Genomic DNA, 23905 nt, shown 5'->3' with positions numbered 1-23905 from the left:
TTGTATCACTGCCTGCTATTAACCCTGCAACCACAAGTTTCTTTCATCCTAAATAAACACGGCGCCTTCCGCTGAGGGCGCCGTTTCATTCCTTGCTTATTTTTTCTCGTAGATATCCATGACTGTAACGATCTTGTCTTTATTTTTATTGTAATACGTATTGTACCACTCTTCGATTTTACCGCCGCCTGCTTTGGTCCACATGTCCTTCGCCGTTTGAGTAGCCTTTTGCACACTATAGTCCTTGGTGACGATCGCCTTCGAATACTCGTCTCCCAATTTGGAAACGCTCTGATTGATCATATTCAGGTCGTTCGGCAGGGCCGGTGTGTTCAGGAAAAAACCAGGTATCGGCGTTTGCGGATTCACATAGGTTTTACGTGCGGTCTCCAGAATGGCTGTATATTCTTGACCAACGGGAGTACTCTTGTCGATATCCATGATTCGGGGATCGCATTTGAGAGTTGCATCGGTTGGATTGCTCACCAAGGAATAGTCGCCGTTCCAAGATTTTTCCTTTTTGTTTTTCTCCAGGTCTATAGGAGCCGGACAACCATTAGCATCCAATTTATAGTGTTCTCCCTCGATTCCCCATTTGAGCGCTTTCACCGTCTCTTCTTTATTCAGAAAATCGATGTATTTGATGACGGATATCGGATCTTTCGCTTTTGCGTTAATAACACCCGGTGTCGCTCCCGCCCCGGACAGCGCCGGAGCGAACTGGCCGAACTGGCTCCTCGGCAGCATGATCGGAATGACATTACCTTCCGGCACGTTTTTCTTGAAAGCCTCGAACGTCGACTTTACATCGGCCCACTGCATCGTATAAAAGCCCAGTTTTCCGTTTACGAAATCGCGCTTTGCCTTTTCCCCATTTGCATCAGCAGCAAAATCCTTATCAATTAGGCCATCCTGATACAACCGCTTCTTGAATTCTGCGATAGCCTCCGTTTGCTTCCAAGGATATACCATTTTCCCGTCTTCCAAGGCTAAGCCAGCGCCAGGCACCCCAAAAATCCAGTTGAATATATTTTGGTTAAACCCGCCCCCAAGCGACATGCCGAACGTATCTTTCTTGCCGTTTCCATCCGGATCGTTCTCTGTAAACGCTTTGGCGACGGCATACAATTCCTCGGTCGTTTTCGGAACCTCCAGATTGAGCTTCTTGAGCCAATCCGTCCGCGCCAAGAAAACCCAGTTGATGTCCGATGGAACGAAAGCTCCGGCTTCATACAATTTTCCGTCATCCTGGGTTCCCAGCTTGCGAAGAATCGGGTATTTCTTCAGCAACGCTTTATATTCCACACTGTATTTTTCGATGAGATCATCCAAGGGCATTAGCTGCTTGGACGTGTACCAGGCATTTTTGTTCAAAGCATCGTAATCCTGGATAAAATCCGGCGCAGTGCCCGAAGCGAGCAGGACGTTCAGCTTTTCTCCCGGATTGTTGCGCAAGATCGGCACGAAAGTGGCGTCGACCGGCCCATTTTTGTTGATCCACTCGGTCCAACGGTTTTTCTCGTAGGTGCCTTCATCTGCGGGAACGCGGCCTCTGTCATAGACCATGACGGAAATATTCCCTCTTTTTTGCGCTTTAGCCGTAGCCGGCTGATCAGCCGATTCGTTTCCTTGCTCCTTGCTGCAGCCTGCGAGCGCGGATCCTGCAGCCAACATTGAGGTAAGCGCCAATAGGATCGTTTTATTTCTTTTCTGCACAGAAAATCCTCCCTTTTATCAGTAGAAGCCTTTACGTTTAACTTTGAAAAACGGCAACAACCTTATCTCTTAAGCATCACCCCCTACTAAAATCTCGTTATGACTAGCTCTAATTCAATAGGAGTTCAGGAGGAGATGCAATACACAAGTTTTCGGTTCGGTATACGATAATCCAGTTCCTGCGTTATATTGGTAAAATTGTATATAACTGATTATCGCTTATCGGACATAAACTCGCTTGTTTCTGCGTCTACGTTATGTCCACCTCGACATCGTTGATCAGAGCAATTATTTTTGTACCGTCAGCAAATTGATTGCTTACAATATTTACGTTCTTACATGCATAAAGCTGAATCGGGTATTGCATGACGTTATGCAGCGGATAGGAATCGCTTCTCGTTATGACATTGTTGGCAAAGGTGATTCCGTCGATAGAACGGCCATACACAATGCCGACATCGAACGTAGCAAAAACATTGTTTTCAATCGAAATGTTGCGGTGATAACAGGCCTCAAATGACTCCGGACGCTCAATCTCAGGATCGATGTCAATGACGGCTCTTCCCCAGTCCGGACAGCAATAATTGCAATCCAAAAATTCGTTGTGGCGAATTATAACTTGCTTCACCGCCCCCGACTCGAACCAGTAATTGGCGTCACCGGAAATTTTAACGCCGGCCCCCGGGGCGCTGATCCTATTCCCCTCAAGCAGCACGTTCCCCGATGTGCTAATCAAGAAACCGCGGGCGCGGTTTGACCTCACGGCGCAGCCCACGACCGTCAGATCGGGATTCCATGTCGCATTCCCGACCATGTCATCGACGTTCGCGTCGCTAGGCAGCGGCTGCTCGAATGTCAGCAGCAGATAGTCCTTATTCAACGCTTTCACATCTTTAATCGTAGAAACAGCATACGTAAGCAGCGAATCGCGGCGAACGAATTCGATCGTATCTCCCGGCTCGGCAATCAGAATGCCTTTGGCCATACTATGAACCAGCTCGATCAATAGCCGGTTGTCGCCAAGACGCTCCGCAATCCGGGCATATATGCCGTGTACGTTGCACGGATCGTCCAATTGATTCTCGAACAAACAATGGTCGATGACGATCTGCCCCCGGCAGTTGACAAAATGAGTGGCATCGGCGGCGGCGGTTACGAGTCGGTCTGTTCCGGGTCTAAGCATCACGTTGAATTCACGCAAGTGAATATGCGTACACTTCTGTGCAATGAGTCCCATCCCCGGGGCATGATGGACATAGATCGATTCCAGGCTGAGCTGTTCCCCGCCATCGATAAAAAAAGCCGGGTCCTCTCTTCTGCCGAACCGCATGACGATAACGTTTCCCGCTTGCGGCAGCTTGATGTTGTCACCACGATACGTGATCACGCCCGCTGCTGCTTCCTCGACGCGCACTTTAGAGTAAGCGCCCCAGCTCAGCCTGTCGCCGCTTTGATAGGCAGGCGCCTTTGTCTGCTTGTCGAATTCGTTCAGTCCCCATACCTTTTCCAGTTTCCCGCCATACTCGAACCACACGGCGTTTCCCTCAACTTTATAGTAGGCACCTTCGGGCAGTTGGATATCGAACGATTCAGCGTCTATACGGCAGACCGTTCCTTGGGCAAACATCGGCTTCTCCCAATCGATCACGAGGTTGCGAATCGTTGTATGACTGCAGTCTTCCATAACAAACGGAATCATCGGACCATGGAAAATAAATTCTGAGCCTTGTCCGTCAATCGTAAACCCGTTTCTGCCGGTCAAAAGAAAGCCTATGCGCCGCAATCCGTCCTGATCGTGATTAGAAATAAACAGATGCTTCTCTATTGCTCTATCGGGCCAAAAATGATAGACGCCCTGCGGAAACACGAGCTTAGCGCCATCGATTTCTTCACATGATTCTAGCGCCGATCGTACGGCCAGTGTGTTGTCAAATCCTTGTTCCGGCTTCGCCCCAAACAGCTCCGCGCGAACAATCATATGGTTATCCCCCTTGTGCCTGTCTGGCGTCATAAACTAGCAAGCTCTCGCCCAACCCGTTCCAACAGCTGACGGCATAAGTCGGCGAATGGCACGACTCTCCATCCAATTGATGACGATAGAAGGTATCCTCGCCCTCCCAAAGCAAGCGGAAATCATCCTCGTCCTTAAACCGGACATATAGCTTGTACCCTTCAACCCCGAGCATTTGTCCCCAAGCAAGCTCTACCGCATTTCCGGAGTCTCTTCGGACTCGTAGCCCTTGCGGGACCGATGGCGGCAAGTCACTGTAATAAACAGGGTAATCGGCGGACGGCTCACTTTCACTTAACCCGGTAAGAGCTGTAATCCGGACATGCTGTTTCCGATGTCCGTCCGCATGCAGACGGTACTTCAAGTCATTCGTCAAACCAGCCACTGTCCATCGCTCCCCATGATCGGAGCTCGTTTCAACGCGGTAGCATACCGCCACAGACGATCTCTTCCAATGAATGACCGCACCGCCTGCAACCTGTACCGCTTTCCTGACCTCAGGAACCATCGGAACAGGAGCTTCTGACCATTCGAGGACATAGGACCCTTTCGCTTCGATTGAGACGATGATTTGCAAGCCGTCGCGTTCATCGATTTGAACCGGTACGGCTGTTCCGTTTATGTACATGCCGATCTCGCCGCCCGCCAGATCTATCGTTGCAAGCGAATCGGCATGAATACGAATCGTCAAGGTGATGGGACCGTTTGTTTGACAGCGGCCTATGAAACGCCCTGCCAAATCGAAGGTTGCTTGAACCGCTCCTTCCGCTTCTCCATCGACGGATATACTGAACGGTCCACAGCAAATGTAACTACCGGCAAGGATCGCTAACGTAACTCCCTCCGCCCGTCTTCTGATCCAGCCAGCCCGGCCTTCAAAGGCGCTCTCCGCTTCCTCCCAGCGGAACGGCTTCTGTCTGCGGAATATCATATCGTTTCCATTAGGCATCATGATCGAGCATCCGTACCCAGTAGTCTGGGGGTTAACCGATTCGTACGGCGTAATGACCGTCATGAAGTCACCTGTACCGTCCAGCCACATTCCTCTAGTCATGCCGGTGGCTAACTCTGTTCTTTTCGTTACGTTCCCGTAAACAGGATGGATGTGCGGGAACGTCTCCTCCTTATGCACAAACCATGAGAATCTCCGATAGACGGAGGAATTGAACACCGCATCATAAACGACGATGTAATCGGTGCCGACCATCATGACGCTTCTGCTCGCATACTCGGGCCAAGCGTACGCATCTTCCTTCGCCGAAACGATTTCCGCGAACGAAGCGGCGCCTAAGTCGACGAGAGGACGATGAAGGCTGTTCGGTCCGATCGACCGGTACGCTCCCTTTTTAAAAATACCGAAATTCGTACATAAATCGGTGTCGGCCAATCGGTCATCCCCTACGTCCTCATGACCGTTATGGCTGAACGCCTTCCCTCCGGCATAGTAATACAGCACGCCGCAACCACCTTGACCGCTTATCCCCCAGCGATAATTATAGCCCTTATCCAGCTGCTGCAGCATGACGAACGCCTCCTCCGGGGTGCCGACTCCCGCTCTGAGCACGATACCGTATCCGGTATATTTACAGCTTGTCAACCTCGGCTTCGTCCCCCTATTCGGTGAATACCGCTTCTGCATAAACTTCCATGCGGAAGCTGGAGAGGCCTCAAAGTCGGAATCATCCGGTGAGGTTGCCCATAGAATGGCTTCCGCCGTCATCGGATCGTACTGTATCAGTTCATGGCCGAGCTGACGGAAACTCCAAGGTGGCACTCTGCGCCTCGCATGGGCGCCTTGCGGAAGCAGCAGCCTTGCCTGCTGCTCAACCCCTGCCTGCAAATCTATGGAAGGACTCGCCAAGCTGTTCAGAATCCAGCGCGCTAGCTTCGGCATCTCCTCGGTCAGTAAGTGGTTGTCTCCGGTATAAAAATATTTCAGCATATGAGCGGTCTTCATCACCGGCTTCAAGAAAGCCCAAACATAGCAAGCAACGTTCTCCGTCCACCTTCCGCCCCTAGAATCGATCTGTTCTTGATCGGACCGCGTATGAACCCGCATGTTCCATTCAAGCGACCGGTCGAACTGCTCGACCCATTCCCGAGCACAAGGATGCTCGGGAAAGAACACCGCCATCAGCGCTGGAACCCCTCTGACATCGGACAAAAAATTAGGGTGTCCGCTGAGCATCGTTTGTAGCGGCATGTAATCCTCCGATGCGTGCAAATACGCCATCAGCAAATACATGCCCGTAATCCTTCGCCGTTCATCCCCTGTCATTTGTTCCCTAAGACGGTGATAGGCGTCGATCCATTCATCGTAGATGGCTCGTGTAGGTACCGGAGAGAAGCCTTGATCCTGACGAGGACCGTACAACGCAAGTCCGTTTACAAGCTCGCTATTCCGAAGCATGCTTTCCAGCTCTGCTACCGTAGCGATCGTTCCTGTCTCGAACATAGACTCCGGATAAGCTCCGTCACTCGGATACGTGAGCACCCAATCTTTGATTTTATCCAGACTGAGAAGGCTGTACCACTGCTGCAGCCAAAGCGTATACGAGCTCGGCCCTCTCGGACATGCCTGCCCGCGGTCGGCCGCTTCTCTCCATATTCGATCAAGCCGCTCGACTTCTGCAATATCTCTCTGATGGTCGTAACAGCAAACCGCAGTGGATCTGCTACCATTTCGGATCGGATGCTTCCAGCTTAGCCGATTTTCATTATAATGGTACTGGACGGCCAAACGTTTGCCAGAGCTCCATATGCTGTATTGTCCGTCGTTCCATCTCTCCGGATTTCGAATATAAATACCGACGCTGTCCATCGCACGGCTATCCCAGAAAGTCGCCATATTCAATCGTTCGAACCCTTGCCACGGTTCATAAGGAAGCAAGCAGAACGGCAGCTTCGAGTCGCCGGAGGCGTGCACTCTCAATTCAATGTGCGTGTCCGTTACCTGCCTGTCAATTTCCTCGAAAGGATACCGCTGAAAGCCTTCGAGCCTGTCATTCCTATTGAAAGGTCGGTTGGGCGCATACCGGTGAGTAGGATGGAAATGTATCCATTCCGTACACAGATGAACATCATCCTCGTCGCTGAAGCCGTCCATCTGTTCGTCCACTTCTACGAAATCCATCCCGCTTATCATCTTCAAGGTTATGACGTAGGCTGCTTCATCCACCAGACACGTTATTTGGGCGACAACCTGAAGCGGGCCATTCTCGACGATGGCGCATCTCATGCTGGCCTTCGATCCGTTGTTATAAAGGTAGGAAACTCCCTGCCATACGCCGCCTCTTCCAATCTGGTAAACGAGCATTCGTTCGGACAGGCTTGTGGATTGACTTAACGCATCACAAGGAATTGCTAGCTGTATTCGTCCGTTGTCGATGATCCACAAGTCGTTCTCCAGGGTGCACTGCACCCTGGCATGCCTAATTTCGTCTCCTTGGTCCCGCTGCGCCGCTTCTCGCTCTTCGGCTACCGACAGCTGGTAGGCGCGTCTCCCGGCCGAAGGCAGATCGGTCATAAAACGGAGCATAACTTCCGCTCCGCCCCGGGATAAATCTGGAGGCGACAGCTGAAACATAACGTTATGACCGGTATCCATGTCGGTTAACCGAAGCGTTGACGGGTCCACGCCAGAAGTAAGAATCAAAGGATAGCTGACTAGCGTCGTCGGCCATTCGAAGTACGGATGACCCAGCACATCTTCGAGTAGGATGGTCAGCGGATTTCCGTTAAATGTTAAAGTCGTCATCACGTTCTCCTTTGATCACTATGCTTTCGCTTCCCACAATATTGGGGTATTCACTAATGGAGCTGCGGAGCATCGTATCGTAAAATGCGTAGTTGTCATGTCCGAAATCCAAACATACCCCATATTGCCGAGAGGAGTCGGGGAGACGTATCCCGGCAATTCGCCAAGGCCGTGCGCGACGATGACGGAATCCGTCAATCCGCTTATCGTAGCCGTTCCGTGCTTGATTTGGCCAATATATCCAAACGGGGACCATACGCCAGGGGTGCCGCCTGAGACACAGACATGGCCAATGGGCTTCCCTTTTCCAATGTCTTTACTCCAAATAATGGACATCGGCGTATAAGTTCCTACCGTTGGAACCGTAGTACCGTAACGTTGGAGGGCTCCCGCCAGCGTAAAGTCGCTGCTAATTTTTCCCGCTCCAATCGACGTCACCACCGTCTCGTATGTAATCTTCTCCACGGCGTTCGGGCAATCGTAGCTGTTGTTCATAATGTACACGTTGCCTGTCGGATTGCTTCTAAATCGGATCGCGCATAAGCTTGAGCCCGTTTTGATCGAATTGCTGCTAATGATTCCCGATCCGTTGCTGATCCCGATTTGGCCGTTCGTATCTTCGAATGTGTTCCCTGTAAACACGAAAGATTCGATTAACTTAATAGAGTTGGACGCTGCATCGGAAGCTGTAAATCCGCCTTGGATAAAGCGATTGCCGGACACCGTACAATTACTGGCCTGCAGGAGAACCTTGCAATCGCTTACCATATTGCCGGAGACGGCGGCATTCGAAGCCGCTATGCCCGGGTAATGCGAAACTGCATGCATAACCCCTCTGACATGATTTCCTGTGATGGACACCTTTTCCACGACAGCCTGGTTAGTGAGAAACTGTATGCCCTCCCCGTCCGATACGTTCTCGACCGTGTTCCCCGTAATCGAACTTTCCCCTCCCGGATTATGTGTCGGATTGTTACCGGTGGAATTGTCCATCCGGATACCGGCGGTTCTGACATTCTTAATCACATTCCCGGAAACAGTAAAATTAGTAATGCTTGCGAGCGCGATACCGTACCGCAGGTTTTTAAGTGTATTGCCGCTAATCACCATATTATGGAGGTTGCTTGCAGCAGTTCCCGACACTTCATCATTGGAATTGATCCCTCCGCCGATTGAATTGGAGAGACCGAACGTACTCACGCCGTCGTACAGGAAGTTGCCGATGACTTCGCCATTATACATGCCCTCCGGGCTGCCGGCGTGTTTGAGCAAAATACCGTCGCCGTTATGGTGATGGATCCGGTTGTTGGCTACGCGCCAATTCCAGCTCCCTCCAATCCTTATTCCTTCTTCGCCCAAATAATAAACGTCATTGCCTTCTACCGTGAAATTGTTGCAGTGAGTGATATTCATAGCGTCCGTACGATAAGAGACATCCAAAGATGACAGTTTGAATTTGCTCGAATCCCGGACATTTAGCCCATGCGCTTGCTTGGAAAACAACTTCGTCGTTTTCGAGCTGGATATTTTCAGGTTTTCCACGAAGAATTCGGTGCAATTAAGGAAAGTAAGTACCGTAACGGTATCGGACGTGTTGTCTAGAAAAAGTTCCGCTTTCGTACCAAGTAAGCTCACTTTTTGTCCTGTTAGTGTAAACCCGTCCGTGATCCGGTATTTCCCATTGGGGAAATAGACGACGCCTCCGTCCGGGAAAGAGGATGAAACGTATGCTATCGTTCCACGGATCGCCTCCGTATCGTCGGTCGTTCCGTCTCCCTTCGCGCCGAACCACCGGACATCGATCGTATCGTCCACCATCAACCGTTTGAACCGGGCACCGGACGCCGCGACGACAATCGTTCCCGTATTGTCAGCCGACGTGGTATCGGCCAAATCGATACGAAAATGACCCTCTTTTCCTTCATCCCGTACAAAATAGAGAAACTCTGGGTCGGGACTGGAATTGGCTTGGATCTCGGCAATCGTAGTCGACACGACCAGATCCGCCGCTTTTAGGATCGGCACCTTCCCCTTGCCTTTAAGCTCTCCATACACGGATTCGGTAACCGATCCTCCCTCTTTCCCGAAGACAGTTGACGACACTTGGAGCATGCTGCCCGCTGCTATCGCTGCGCCGGCCATGCCAAAGGCAGTCAACAGTTTCCTACGGCTTACTTTGACATCCGTCTCCCCCGGCCGATCCTGGTCCAAACTTTTTTGTGCGTCCTGCTCCGTCTTTTCATTTGGCATATTGATTCCTCCTTCATAATTGGGATAAACAAGGAAATTCCGCCTCACAACTTTGCATCATCCATTCTGCATGATAGTCCTTCCATTCCCCCTTTCAGCAAATTCACTGCGGCCGAACCCTCTACCCTTTGATCGACCCGATCATGACGCCTTTGACGAAATATTTTTGTAAAAACGGGTAGACGATTAACATCGGAACGATCATGGCAATGACGCCTGCCGATTGTATCGACTGCGGAGTGACGGACTCCATCATGTCATCGCTCAAACGTCCTTCCGTAACCTGTTGGGCTAGCTGGTTGTTCATGATCATCTGCTGCACCAACACCGTCAAATTATGCTTTTCGGAAGAGTTAATATAAATCATGACGCTAAAAAACGAATTCCAATGGCCGACGGCGGAGAACAAGATGAGCGTGGCTATCACAGGCATCGACAGAGGCAGCATGATTTGCATAATCAATCGGGTTTCACTGCATCCGTCGATCCGCGCCGCGTCCTCCAGCTCGCCCGGAATATTCTCGAAAAAGGTTTTCAGGACAAGCAAATGGTACACCCCGACAAGACCGGGTATCCATAAAGCGCCGTATGTATTCACCAGTCCCAAGCTTTTGACCAGCAGATAGCTCGGAATGAGTCCGGCGGAGAATAACATAGTGAAGAGAATCATTAAGGTTAAAGGTTTCCGGTAGTAAAAATAAGTGCGTGATAGCGGGTACGCCGCAAGAATGGTGAATACCAAATTCAGTATCGTTCCGACGACGGTAATCTGGACGCTATTTTTAAACGCATGCACGATTCTCGTTCCCTCGATCAGCAGCTTATACGAATCCAGGGTGAAACCGACCGGCCACAACCCAACAAATCCGGAGAGGATGGCATGCTCCGAACTTAAAGAGAGGGATAGGATATGGATAATCGGCAGGATACAACTGATACCGAATATACCGAGCAACACATAGTTAAAGCCATAGAAGATTTTTTCGCCGAATGTAGGCTTCATGTCGATTCTCCTTTTACCAGAGTCCCTGGTCGAATTTACGGGCAATTTTGTTCGTGATTAGCACAAGAACCAGCCCGACTGAAGAGGTGAAAAATCCTAGAGCGGTCGTTAAACTGAATTGGCCGCGCCCGAGACCGACTTCATAACTCCACACGCTGATGACATTGGAAATATCGCTAACCATTGGATTTTTGAGCACATATATTTGATCGAATCCGACATCCATCACATTCTCCATCGAGAGAATCAGCATAAGAATAATGACCGGCGTAATGCCCGGCAGCGTAATATGCCAGATTTGTCTCAACTTATTGGCACCGTCCATACTCGACGATTCGTACAAGCTCGGATCGATATTGGCGAGCGCCGCCAAATAGATGATTGCCCCGAATCCAACTCCCCTCCAAATCCCCGAACCGAGATAAATGCTGAGCCAGGACGACTTATTATACAGAAACTGTATCTTTTCCCAGCCCAATGCACTAATTAGTTTATTGATAATCCCCTGTTCCTGAGCAAAGATCAGGACGATGAACGAGCCAACGATGACCCAGTTCAAAAAATGCGGCAAATAAACAAGTGTCTGGATGACACGCTTATAGAACATGCGCCTGATTTCGTTCAGCAGGATCGCCAAAATAATCGGAAAGGGAAACGAGACCACGATGGTCAGCACGCTTATAAAAAACGTGTTCTTGATAATGGTAAGCATCATCGGACTGTTGAATAGTAGCCGGAAGTTATCCAAGCCCGTCCAAGGGCTGTGAAGAATGCCGTCAGCTAAGTTGTAGTTCTTGAAGGCAATAATCAGTCCCCCCATCGGGATGTATTTGAAAGTGATGAAGTAAACCAAAATCGGTGCAAACATGATCATAAGGGGGACGTTCATGTTGAAGCGTCGTCGCCTTCGGAGCCTTTCCTCCTTTGTACGAACCGCAGCAGCTTGCTGATATTTTGCTTTTTTTGTTTCCATGTGAGGCTTCATCTGCTTTTCTCCTTATCCGCAAATTATGAAAGTTTTTCTAGCTCTAATTCAAACGGAACGCGGGAGGAAATGCCATACACAAGTTTCTCTTCGGTATACGATTATCCAGTTACAGCGCTGCTTGGGCGAAATTGTATATAGCCGATTTTCGCATATAAGAAGTTGACCTTCTTTAAAACGTGAATGTGGGGGGCGTGACAAACCAGCCCTGAATTCTTTTCACGGAAAATAGCATGCTTAATCAATGAATGATTTCACTGATTAAGCATGCTTTCCCAATTACCGCTCACTATTATTTTTTCAAATATTGCCCAGGAGTCGTACCGACCTTTTTCTTAAACGTATTGAAGAAATAATTGTAATTGTAAAAGCCGCATAAACGGCATCCAATGTTTCAAATTGACTCAATTTTTCATCAAACATGATCCTGCTCTTTCCGTACGGCACGGTAGGACACAGCAAAGAAGATAGATGTATCAACGGATTGATTCATCTATCTTCTTTATTAAGTCTCAAACATATACCTAAATTTGTCTCATTTATCGACCAAATCAGTCTCACTTATAACCGTTGCTCACAGCTTTATTGGGTTACTGCCTACCGATACGCCCGCATCGCCTTACGCAGCTCCTTCAATGTAGGCCGCTTGCCGTACATCAACACACCAGTACGGTAGATCTTCGCCGCAAGCCAAGCCATCGCGCCGATCGACGCCAACTGAATCGCAATCGAGATCGCGATTTGCCAGAATGGCGGCGTACTCATCCCAATCCGCAGGAACATGATGAGTGGTGAGAAGAAAGGCACGAAGGACATCGTGACTACGAAGCCCGCATTCGGCTGATTCAGCCCGAAGATCGCAATCATGAAGGCCGCTACAATGACGAGGGTAACTGGCATAATCGCTTGCCCCACATCCTCTGTTCGACTCACAAGCGAACCGACAGCTGCAAAAACCGTGGCGTAGATGAAGAAGCCAAGCAAATAAAAGATCAAAAAGTACACAATGAGCGCTAGCTGCAAATCTTGCCAGCTTAAGTGCAAATCAGTGATCATAGAAGAGCTGCCACTCAAGCTTAGATTAACGGCGCCGACCGCAATCAACAACCCAATTTGCGTTAACGCAAGCAAGCAAACCCCGATAATTTTACCAAACATCTGCTTAAGCGGTGAGACACTTGTTATTAACAATTCCATAACACGCGTGCTCTTCTCCGCTGTAATCTCTGTAGCGACCAAGTTTCCGAAGCCAATTACGCCCATATACAAGAGAAATAACATGACATACACGAGTGCATAGGAAATCGCGATTTGCGACTCTGTTTTACCTGCAGCTGCTTGATCTGTTGTTGAAATTTGTACGGTCTCCAGGGACACTGGCGTTTGAAGATCCGTTTTTACCGCATCCGACAGGCCTGCACCTTGCAAGACGATATCCGTTTTGATGAGGTGGAGCGTCGTTTGGAGCTTATTTTTCAATGAAAACTCCATCGTACCTTTGGATTTATAGATCACCTTAGGAAATCCGCCTTGCTTCGCATCGGCAATCTCCAAGAAGCCTTTAATCTTTTTATCCGCGATTTGCTGCTTCCCATAGGCTTCATTCGCTGCTGCGCTGCCTCCATCCGGTAGTGGCACAATGAGAATATCTGGTTTCGGTTGATTATTGTAAAAGGCGGTCAGTTTGCCAGCTATGACAGCTTGACTAGTACCGAAAACCCCGATCTTAGTAGGTTCATCTGAAGATAATTGACTGATAATGGCGGGAAGATGGAATAAGACAGATAAGACAATCATCAATATCAGCGTCATAATGCGGAAGGATTTCATGCGGAAACGCGTCATATAGGTAAATTTGATCACCGTTAAAATCCTATTCATGGCTGTTCCCCACCTTCTGGATAAATATTTCATTCAGGGTCGGCTCCATGATTTGAAACCGCTGAACAGATGACCGTTCCATAGCGTATTGAAGAATGCTCTGCGCTGCTTCTGGATGCGCGATGCGAAGCTCGTACCCGTTATGCCCTTTGTTCACAGAGGTCACGCCTGGAAGCTCCTCTAACCCAGTCAAGCTCGTCTCTGTCTCGAGAATGACTCTTTCCTTCGGGAAGCTCGCCTTAATATCCTTCAGACTGCCTTGAAGAATGGTGTTCGAGCGATGCAAAATGCAGATATTCTCACAGAGCTCCTCCACATGATCCATCCGATGGCTGGAAAATAAAATCGTTTTCCCCTCGTCGCGCAGGCTTTTCACCGTTTTCTTCAGCAATTCTACATTCACTGGATCGAGTCCACTGAAAGCTTCATCCAGAATGAGGATATCGGGATTGTGAATAACCGCGGCAATAAATTGAATCTTCTGCTGGTTCCCTTTGGACAACTCCTCAACCTTACGGTTGTAATAATCCGGAACCTCGAACCGTTCCAACCACATCTTCAAACTGCGATCTGCTTCACTACGTTTCATTCCCCGAAGCTCGGCTAAGTACACGATTTGCTCACTTATTTTCACTTTGGGATACAGGCCACGCTCTTCAGGCAAATAGCCCATTAAGCTTCGAAGTTCTTCCCGATACCCCTGCCCGTTCCACCGTATATTTCCTTCATCTGGGTAAATAAGTCCGAGTACCATTCGCATCGTTGTCGTTTTGCCGGCCCCATTTGCGCCTAGCAAGCCATAAATTTCTCCTTGCTTCACTTGCAGCCCAATGCGATTCACGGCGGTTTTATCCCCGTATTGCTTCGATACGTCTTGTACAATCAAAGGGTATGTCATCAATTGACCTGCCTTCCCTCACGAAATTGCTTACGTACACTATTTTACATGAAAATGGAAAAACAATGAATTTTTCTTCACATGAACAAAAAAAAGAGAAGCCATCAACGCTTCTCATAGCGATTTAACGCTAACTTTTGGATCTCAATCGCTCGATCAATTTTGGACGCTTTCATTTTACTAACGTAGCTATCGAACGCATCAAGCGGCTCGACACCGAGAATAATCTTCAGAGACATCTCATCGACGAGTGTCATCACATCCATCATAATCGAAGAAAATTCAGCACTCTCAAGCTCCGTCTTCGGAATTTGCGGTAACGTGTACGATTCAACTTGCGTATCCGCCCAGATGCCAATAGCTTTCCTTTGCTCAGGCAAGGTGTAATATTGCTCCACATACCGAGCATCCTGCACAAACGGCCCAAAATAGCTTGCTCTCGTATACTTCGACAAAGCTTGCGAAGGTGCCAGCTTGTCTGGATTCCGCAGGATCCAATCCGTATAGGTCGGATAGCCGTCTACCAGCGTGTAGCTCGTTCCTTCAATCCCGAAATTAAAGAGCATATGCCCTTCGTCGCTATAGCCGTAATCAAGCAGCTTGGCTGCCTCTGCCGCATGTTTACTATTACTTGAAATAGCTACTCCACCGGTACCGACATAAGCGTAGCTCTTCTGCCCAAATTTAGGCTTCTCCCCTTTATGCAAGACGGGGTAAGGGGCTGCAGCAAACAAAGCAGATTTGTTTTTCTCCTCGACAATCGGCTGCCATTTCCCAATACCTGCCCCCGCATTCCAAATCGTCGCTCCGCTTCGCCCTGTTACCATATTGGAGTCCATCGTTTTGGTATCCACGGAAGCGATATTCTTATCAATTAATCCTTCCTCATACCACCCTCGGAACGTAGCTAAGAAATCTTGGTAGCCCTTCTCCATGGGACCGTACTTGACCTCACCATGATCCTGATAGAAGCCTTTGCGAATCCCATAAGCGCCTACAAAAGCGCCACCCTCAATCCCGAACAGCGGATTCGGCACGCCTAGAAATGTCAACGGAGCAGCAATTCCCTTTTTCTCCTTGAACGCCTTGAGCACCGTATGCCATTCCTCAATCGTGGTTGGGATCTCTAACCCGAGCTCGTTAAGCCAATCCTGACGGATGATGGGCCCTTGATAGGTACGAAGCTTATCATCACCACGGATAAAAGGGAAAACGTAATAGCTGCCGTCATCGGTTCGAATTTGCTTATCGATTTCGGGATTTTCCTTTAAGTACTGCTTCAGATTAGGCGCATACTTATCAATGACCTCATTCAATCTCAAAATATAACCATCTTTGATCGCCTTTTCAGGCCCGCCAGGGAAGCTGTCCCACTCGTACTCCATCATATCAGGCAAGTCGCCAGAGGCTAATAAGACATTCATCGCTTCCTTAGCCTGATTGGCTGACGGCTGTATGAAGGAAAGCTGAACACCAGTTCGCTTCTGCCATTCTTGGAAAAAAGGAATATCCTTGAATTTCGCTTTCACACTCGCGGCATTCCCATTCAACTCTGACCAATAGGTCATTTTCGTAGCTGCTGGCTGAGACTGCTCCTTATCCTTAACCGTAGCTGTAGGCTGCCCTGACGGTGTCGTAAGCGTCGTTGGGCTCTCAGATGAGCATGCCGTCAGCCCAAGGGTGATTATACCTAGAAGTACTAGCATCTTACTGCCAGCTCGTCTGCTCACTCTGTTTCCCTCCCCGCATCTGATCGTTCGATCCTCATCAGTTCATTTCCTTATATTTCCCAGGTGTTATTCCCTCGTATTTCTTGAAAACACGAATAAAAGTCGCCACTTCATTATAGCCAACTAGCCGCGCGATCTCCGATATCGAATCTTGCTTATAGCCGATCATCTTCTTCGCTTGTTGAATGCGATATTTCGTGATGTAGTCGAGCAAACCCTCACCTGTCTGATCCTTGAATAATTTGGATACGTAGCTGCCTCTTAAGGCAAAGTTTTCACCAATCGTATTCACATTCAGATTAGCGTCTTGATATTGCTCCTCGATATATTGCATAACTTTCGCGATGAGCTCACGCAAGGTTTCCGTACGTTCTTTCGTCTGGTTCGCTTCTATCTTGGAAGCCGCAAACGCACATACCTCTCGGAGCAACAGCTGAAGCTCTTGCTGCATTTCCAGAATGGTGTCGCAGGCAATGATTGAATCCATCCATAACGGGTTGTCCCCTAGCCAAGGCTGCGTAGTCCCGTCCCCCAGCTCATTCATCGCTTTCACCATCGTGCCGACAAGATTGAAGATAAGACATCTGGCCAACGTCAGCGATACTAGTGGCTTATCGAAATTGCGCCCCATGATCTCGTTCATGCTAGCCGAGGCTTGCTCAATATCTCCTGTTTTGATGAGATTAATAATTTGCTGCTCTACTTGGAGCGGATAATAATAACCCAGCTGCAGCTTATCAGCCGTATCGATTCGGATCTCATCATAGGTGATGATCTCTCTTTTCCCTCTAACCATCTTATATTCCATCGCGTCCAAAGCTTCACTATAAGCCTCGGCAACGCCAACTAAAGAAGTGTGAACACCGCTGATAGAGATCGTTAAATCCATATGGAACCGCGTCAGGAAGCGCTGTGCCTCTGCAGCTATCCAATCCAGATCAACTTTCCGCTCTGCCGCGTCCGTTTCTGCAAAGTTCACCAAACAAACCATCATATCATCGATCTCAGCCACATAACCCGCATGCTGGCGATGACCGACGAGCTCTTCCACGACATTCGTGATAATGAACTGCATCAATTTTCTGCGTTCACTGATGTCCATACCTGGCAAATTCGTAGATATACTATCGGAATTCTCAACCGCAAACAGAATTACCGCGAAATGATTCGAAATTAAATCCATATGAAAGGTTTTGAACGCTTCCTCATACGAAACGAGCGAGTCAATTCGCCCTTTCAACAGTCGATTTAACATATTTGAACGAAGCACGTGATGATGAGATTGCAGCTGCAGTGCGATTTGATCTTTCTCGTTCCGCGTATGCGAGATCATTTTCTGAATGAAATGCAGTTCATTTCCATCAGCACGTTCTTCGAAGGCATTTTTGTCAGAAATCGATTGAACCAAACGTTGGATCGGTGAGTAGTTACGGCGCAGAAAGAACCAAGTTAGCACCGCTGCACCGAATAAGCTGATCAGTATGCTGATGTAAGTAAACTTGCGGACATACTCCGCTTTTTCCCAATAAATGCTGCTTGGAATGATCAATACATATTTCAAATCAGAAACCGACGATTGAATATAGAAAAGCTCTGATTCTCCATCCTGCGAAGGTTTATACGTCACATTATCCTCATCCTGCAATTGCTCCAAAATGAGATTCTTATTCACCGTCACAGGGACATTGGAGAGTAGAACTTGATTGTCATGATTAAGGATGACGATTTGCCCGCCGCTAAACCCTGAAATGCTTTCGATTGCCTTCTCGAACCGCTCCCTATCCGCCATCACAACGACAGTACCTGTCTGCTTACCATTCAGATCCTTAGGCAAATGTGTGATGTACGCGATGGAGGTGGCAGACGGACCTGCATCAACGCGGGGAAGGATCAGAAATTGGTTATTCGTAGCTTGGTGGATCGTATCCAGCCATTGTTCATACCTGAGGGTACCCGTATTGTGAATCGTATCAAACGCTGTATGCAGATCTCGCATATTGCCTGGACGAAGAATCGAAGCCTCCTGATCCCAAGTCACATAGAACTCATCGATCGTCGCATACGAGGTTTGATACATCCGAAACTCTTTCACTAGTTGAAAAGCCAGATACTGATCATCATTGGTTCGTATATTCGTGTACATCAGACTTTGTAACTTAGCATTCCAAGTAATTTCCATATTCAACCGTTTCATCAAATCGAACTGCGTGTCGATCGTGTAACGGACTTGTTTCAATAAGGAATCATTTGCACGATGAATTTCACTTTTTAATGCATGACTAGACTGCGAGTATATGAGAATGCTCATCAGCATAGGCACGAATAATACGGCACTGTAGGATAACAACCAGGTAAATACAATACTTTTTCTTTTGGGCCAAAAAAAACGAAGCTTCACATGGATCTCCTCCCACTGCGCACCTTGAAAATTCCTCTGAAGGGATTGACTCCTTCACACTATTATACCTCTGTTCGCAAGGGGAGGAATGTCCAAAATGACAAATCCGATTGATAAAAACGCTACTAGATCCCTATTTCCATGATCTATCCTTTCAAGGAGCCTACCATAACCCCTTTGACAAAGAAGCGTTGTACAAATGGATAGACACATAGGATTGGCAATGTCGCTACGACGATCGTCGCATATTTGATGGTTTCCCCGATCTGGAAACGATCGCCCGCATCAGCTCCGACGGACATGCCATCTGTTGAGTTGGATATTAATATTTCCCTGAGTACGAGTTGTAACGGGAAGAGGTCTCTGTTTTTGATAAAGATCGAAGCATAGAACCAGCCATTCCATTTATCAACGGCATAGTACAGAATCATGACGGCAATGACGGGCATGGACAACGGGATGATGATTCGGAACAAAATCGTAAAGTGATTGGCCCCATCGATTTTGGCCGACTCCTCTAAGCTGTCGGGTATCGCCATAAATGCTGTTCGCATAATAATCAAATTAAATGTGCTTATGGAGAATGGAATAATCGTCGCCCATAAGGTGTCGAGCAAGCCTACATTTTTGACGATCAAATAGAGCGGAATTAAGCCCCCGTGGAAGAACATCGTGATCACGATAATGATCATAAATGCCTTATTCCAGATCACATTTTTACGAGAGAGCACGTATGCGCCTAAGGCTGTCATCAGGAGATTCACAATTACACCAGCGACCACAATAAACATAGTGTTTCGGTAACCAATGAGAATTCCGGGGTTCTTCATAACCCCTTTATAGGCTTCCCAACTAAAGCCAAGTGATTTATATAATATCCCTTTGTGTGCAACTAATTCACCCGCATTACTGAACGAAGCAAATAGAACGTAAAGCAAAGGGTACAACGTAACCACAACGAGTAGGGTCAAAATCAAATGTATAGCAACATCGAATAGTCTTTCTACGAAACTAGGTCCTTTTCTCATCAACATCACCTCACCATAAGCTGCTTTCGTTTACTTTACGACTAATGTAATTCGCTGTAATGAGCAGGATTAGATTGATAACGGAATTAAATAAGCCAACCGCTGAGCTGTAGCTCCATCCGAACTCCAGCAACCCTTTACGATAGACAAAGGAAGAAATAACGTCCGCCGTTTCATAACTGACCGGATTATAGAGCAGAATGATCTTCTCAAAGCCTACGTTCAACAAATTACCCATACGCAAAATAAACATAATCGCAATCGTCGGCATGATACCTGGCAATGTGATATACATCATCTGTTTCCAGCGACTTGCGCCATCCATCCGTGCAGCTTCATACTGTTCCGTATCAATGCTCATTAACGCCGCAATATAAATGATAGATTCCCATCCAATTCGTTGCCAAATCTCGGATAAAATGTAGATCGGTCGGAACAACTCTGCTTTCTGCAGCATCGCTTGCCCGTCATATCCGAAAGACATCGCGATATTGTTAATGACACCATCTGCATTCGTAAAGTCCGTAATAATCCCACAAATAACGACTAGTGATATGAAATAAGGCATATACGTAATCGTTTGTGCGACTCGCTTGAAAGTCTTACTTCGCACCTCATTAATCAAAAGCGCCAAAATAATCGGAGCAGGAAACTCAAATATCAAGGAGTACAAGCTGATAACCAGCGTATTTTTCAATATGCGCCAAAAGTAAAAAGAACTGAAAAAGTCATGAAAATGCTTAAAACCTACCCAATCACTTCCTAGAATCCCCTTCATGGGTGAATATTCTTTAAAGGCAATTAAGGCTCCATACATCGGTGCATAATGGAAAATCAAGTAATAAACGAGCACGGGTACCATCATGAGGTACAAGTACTTGTTGGCTATAAAATCACGGATATATCTATTTGTCCCCGTTCGTTGCTTCGTGAGCGTTACGCTTTCCAGTGGCTGTGTATTCGCCATCTCCATCCTCACCCTCTCACCCGTTTACTTGTAGAGGAGGGAGATCTTAGATCCCCCATACCTCCTCATTGATAAATAAAACTTATCGCTTGTTATAGCGATCAAGTGCTGCTTGTTGAATCTCGATAGCGCGGTTTAAATTCAGGGACTTCATTTTATCCACATACTTCTCAAAGCCATCTACAGGCTCGTTGCCCAAAATGATTTTCAGCGTCATTTCATCCACCAACGTGTTCATGTCGCCCATGATTTTCGCGTATTCGGAGCTTTCTTCCGGAGTAGGCGTAAGCGGCGGCAAGCTGTATTTGGCTGTATCGGTTTTCTTCCACACATTGATTGCATCGCGTTGGGTTGGCAGTACAAAGAATTGCTCCGCATAACGCTTGTCCTGGATAAATGGACCGTTGTAGCTGCCACGAATGTACATGGACATCGCTTGTGCAGGAGCTAGCTTATCTGGATTTTTCATCAGTAAATCCGTATATTTCGGATAGCCATCCACCATCGCGTAGCTAACACCTTCTGTTCCGAAGTTGAAGAACATGTGACCCGCTTCACTATATCCATAGTCCAGCATCTTCACAGCTAATTCTGGATTCTTGGACTTCCCCGTTACCGCGACAATGCCTCCAGAGGAATAAGGGTTATCTTTTTGACCAAATTTCGGCGTATCGCCTTTCTTTAATACCGGATATGGCGCGGCTACCAGCTGTGCTTTAGGATCTTTGGCCTGGATGAGTGGCTGCCATTTGCCGATTCCACCGCCTGCGTTACCAATACTCGCCCCTGTCGCTCCCGTTGCGAAGCTGCCATCCAAGGCTTTCGTATCCACCGTAGCGATGTTCTTATCTAGCAAGCCATCTTGAAACCATTGGTGGAACGTCTTCAAGTACTCTTTGAAGCCGCTCTCTGACGGTCCGAATTTGATTTTCCCATTATCCAAATAGAATCCGCGGTTCACGCCAAATGCGCCTAAGAATGCACCGTTGTACGATTCATTGAAAAATCTTGGTTTGCTGATAAAGGATAATGGCGCGGCTGCACCTTTCTTCTCTTTAAAAGCTTTCAATGTCGTCGTCCAGTCATCAATCGTTTCAGGAACAGGGAGTCCTAACTCATCCAACCAGTCTTTACGAATCATCGGGCCTTGGAAAACCTGTAGATACTCATCTCCACGAATGAAAGGGAATGCATAGTAGCTACCGTTATCTGTTTTCACCATCTTGTCGACGTCTGGATGCTCTTTGAGGTATTTCTTCAGGTTCGGCGCGTATTTATCAATCAGATCATTCAATTTCAAAATGTAACCATCTTTAATGGCCTTCTCAGGTCCACCTGGGAAATCACTCAAGAAGTTATATTCGATCATATCTGGCAAATCGCCGGATGCGAGCATCACGTTTAGCGCTTCTTTGGCTTGTCCTGTCGGAGGCGCTAAGAATTTAAGCGGAACTCCCGTTTTTTTCTGCCACTCTTGGAAAAAGGGAACATCCGCATGTGTCGTTTTCACACCTGTTAAGTTTCCGTTCAACTCACCCCAGTAGGTCAGTGTTTTATCCGTTGTTATCGGATATGTAGTCGCTGTTGTTGTTGCTGGTGATTGTGACTCACTCGTTGTTGTCGTTGTTTCCGTTTTCGAGGAACAGGCAATCGCTGTGCCCATCATCATGACAATCATGGTTGAAGCTAAAATTTTCTTCATTCGTTGACCCTCCACTACATGTTATGGCGAGATGCATCTCTTCCTTAAGCGTAGTGGAATCCATCGGATTAACCTATGAGCAATATGAAGAATGGCATGGTCATTTCGTCATTTCAAATTGTTGATTTCCGCTATCCGATGGGCGAAATCACAAAATCAGCCCTAAAATAGACAAAAAAATAGCACGGAATGATGATCTTTCACATCATTCCGTGCTATTTGTAACCTTTTACAAACCGAAAATGGCATCAATAACTGGCTTCGTTGTTCCGCCTGGATATAAGACATACAACAAGACATAAACCATAACGCCTGTTGGCGCTGTTAGCAGCCATACTATCGCCGCAACTTTACCAATTTTCTTATGTTTGAGGAATTTCTTTTTGTAAGCGAACCATAGTGTAACGAGGCCAAGAACGCCTCCTATTGTAGCCAAGGTAATATGGAAGAACAAGAACAAATGATAAGGCAACTTTAAGCTCTCCGGCCCACCAAACGCCGTGTTTCCTTCAAATAAGGTACGGGACATGTAGATGATGAAAAAGGCTAAAGCGAAAATCGCGCCTAGAACCATCAGCTTTTCATGCGTATCCCGGTTTCCTTTGACGATATGATACCACCCGAACCCAACAAAAATGGCACTAATCACAATAAACATCGTAGAAATCGTGGGTAATATGTGCATCTTTCTAATCCTCTCTCTAAGCGCGATTCCAGTTCCCGCCTTGATTACTCAAGCTATCTTGTGATGGAATAGGATCCAATTCATCCTCATCCTTGCGTTCTCGGCGATACCAGCGGAAGAAAATATAAGCTAAAGTAGCTCCATAGATAATTTCTTGCAATATCTTCATGATTACACCACCGAGCTGTTGATCATCGAGTGGTGACAAATGAGCAAACGGAACAGTGACGTTGTCATACATATCGTAGATAATTGAATCCGCAAAAATGATAAGCGCACATGCGGGTGTCAACAATACACCATTTCCGAAAATATACGCCATCTTCTTCAAATCGTTCAATCGATTCAGCTCAGGAAGCGGACAAAATACTGGAAACCACATAATAAAGGCCGTCACTAAGAGTAACGTATGATAAACAAGAAGCGGTACATCATTCTTCATCAAGTAATCCATAACCATCGGCATATGGTAGATAGAGAATAGCATATTGAACATGAATAAAGCGATCAGAGGCCGAGTAAAGAAGGAAAACAGACCGCGAAACACGATATTTTTCATGCAAGAACGAACCAACCAAGCCGGTGTTCCTAACCAAATGAAGATCGGTACAATCAAGTAAAGAATCGTTTGTTGCAGCATGTGCATACTGAACAAATAGTGATGCCCGATATAGTTAATTGGACTTCCTTGCCCAATATAGAATAAGACTAGCCCTGCATAGAAGAGAAGCTGCTGTGAGATCGAAATTGGCTCTGATTTCGCAGCGCTCCCATTCCCTTTTACAACAAAGCGACCATAACTATATCCGATTACAATGACGATCAACAATAAAACAGGATTCCACAAATCAAAAAATCCACCAATCTGACTCATACCTGCATCTTTCTCCTTTC

At 47.3% G+C, this 23905-nt stretch carries 16 protein-coding genes; all 16 read right to left on the bottom strand.

Annotation, left to right across the window (positions count from 1 at the left end):
- Positions 1-96: 96 nt before the first annotated feature.
- The 16 genes from GC096_RS19080 to GC096_RS19005 all read right to left on the bottom strand — a co-directional run bounded on the left by GC096_RS19080 (position 97) and on the right by GC096_RS19005 (position 23885).
- On the bottom strand, positions 97-1716 hold the full coding sequence (locus tag GC096_RS19080) for a type 2 periplasmic-binding domain-containing protein (RefSeq protein WP_171632383.1): 1620 nt from the start codon (positions 1714-1716) through the stop codon (positions 97-99).
- A gap of 250 nt (positions 1717-1966) precedes the next feature.
- Positions 1967-3727, bottom strand: coding sequence for a right-handed parallel beta-helix repeat-containing protein (locus tag GC096_RS19075; protein ID WP_171632382.1), 1761 nt, complete (start codon positions 3725-3727; stop codon positions 1967-1969).
- Positions 3699-7484, bottom strand: coding sequence for a hypothetical protein (locus GC096_RS19070; protein WP_171632379.1), 3786 nt, complete (start codon positions 7482-7484; stop codon positions 3699-3701). Before GC096_RS19070 ends, GC096_RS19075 begins: the two co-directional genes overlap by 29 nt.
- Before the next feature lie 18 nt (positions 7485-7502).
- The gene (locus GC096_RS19065; RefSeq protein ID WP_171632378.1) at positions 7503-9734 is read right to left on the bottom strand and encodes a right-handed parallel beta-helix repeat-containing protein; all 2232 of its coding nucleotides are present in this window, start codon (positions 9732-9734) and stop codon (positions 7503-7505) included.
- 121 nt (positions 9735-9855) lie between these two features.
- A complete protein-coding gene (locus GC096_RS19060) occupies positions 9856-10737 on the bottom strand; it encodes a carbohydrate ABC transporter permease (RefSeq protein ID WP_171632376.1) in 882 nt (293 codons plus the stop codon).
- A gap of 13 nt (positions 10738-10750) precedes the next feature.
- Positions 10751-11722: an ABC transporter permease gene (locus GC096_RS19055; protein ID WP_246302835.1), complete on the bottom strand. Its 972-nt coding sequence runs from the start codon at positions 11720-11722 to the stop codon at positions 10751-10753.
- 292 nt (positions 11723-12014) lie between these two features.
- Positions 12015-12113 (bottom strand): AraC family transcriptional regulator, encoded by a 99-nt coding sequence (locus GC096_RS39565; RefSeq protein ID WP_171632675.1) that lies wholly within the window; start codon positions 12111-12113, stop codon positions 12015-12017.
- Positions 12114-12319: 206 nt separating this feature from the next.
- Entirely contained in the window at positions 12320-13603 is a 1284-nt protein-coding gene (locus tag GC096_RS19045) for an ABC transporter permease (protein ID WP_171632374.1), read from the bottom strand.
- Positions 13596-14501: an ABC transporter ATP-binding protein gene (locus GC096_RS19040; protein ID WP_171632373.1), complete on the bottom strand. Its 906-nt coding sequence runs from the start codon at positions 14499-14501 to the stop codon at positions 13596-13598. The genes GC096_RS19045 and GC096_RS19040 overlap by 8 nt, the downstream gene beginning before the upstream one ends.
- A gap of 104 nt (positions 14502-14605) precedes the next feature.
- Complete coding sequence (locus GC096_RS19035) at positions 14606-16231, bottom strand: extracellular solute-binding protein (protein WP_312886303.1); 1626 nt, start codon at positions 16229-16231, stop codon at positions 14606-14608.
- A gap of 37 nt (positions 16232-16268) precedes the next feature.
- Entirely contained in the window at positions 16269-18629 is a 2361-nt protein-coding gene (locus tag GC096_RS19030; RefSeq protein WP_171632371.1) for a helix-turn-helix domain-containing protein, read from the bottom strand.
- A 146-nt stretch (positions 18630-18775) separates the two neighbouring features.
- Positions 18776-19657: a carbohydrate ABC transporter permease gene (locus GC096_RS19025; protein WP_171632369.1), complete on the bottom strand. Its 882-nt coding sequence runs from the start codon at positions 19655-19657 to the stop codon at positions 18776-18778.
- A gap of 10 nt (positions 19658-19667) precedes the next feature.
- On the bottom strand, positions 19668-20624 hold the full coding sequence (locus GC096_RS19020; RefSeq protein WP_216626190.1) for an ABC transporter permease: 957 nt from the start codon (positions 20622-20624) through the stop codon (positions 19668-19670).
- Between the two features lie 82 nt (positions 20625-20706).
- On the bottom strand, positions 20707-22326 hold the full coding sequence (locus GC096_RS19015) for an extracellular solute-binding protein (protein ID WP_171632366.1): 1620 nt from the start codon (positions 22324-22326) through the stop codon (positions 20707-20709).
- A 229-nt stretch (positions 22327-22555) separates the two neighbouring features.
- Positions 22556-23011, bottom strand: a complete 456-nt coding sequence (locus GC096_RS19010; RefSeq protein WP_171632365.1) for a DUF420 domain-containing protein — start codon at positions 23009-23011, stop codon at positions 22556-22558.
- Between the two features lie 16 nt (positions 23012-23027).
- Positions 23028-23885, bottom strand: a complete 858-nt coding sequence (locus GC096_RS19005) for a cytochrome c oxidase assembly protein (RefSeq protein ID WP_171632363.1) — start codon at positions 23883-23885, stop codon at positions 23028-23030.
- Between the last annotated feature and the right edge of the window lie 20 nt (positions 23886-23905).

It is taken from the genome of Paenibacillus plantarum, assembly GCF_013141695.1.
In the GTDB taxonomy this organism is placed as follows: domain Bacteria; phylum Bacillota; class Bacilli; order Paenibacillales; family NBRC-103111; genus Paenibacillus_E; species Paenibacillus_E plantarum.
This window is presented reverse-complemented; position numbering and strand designations above follow the sequence as displayed.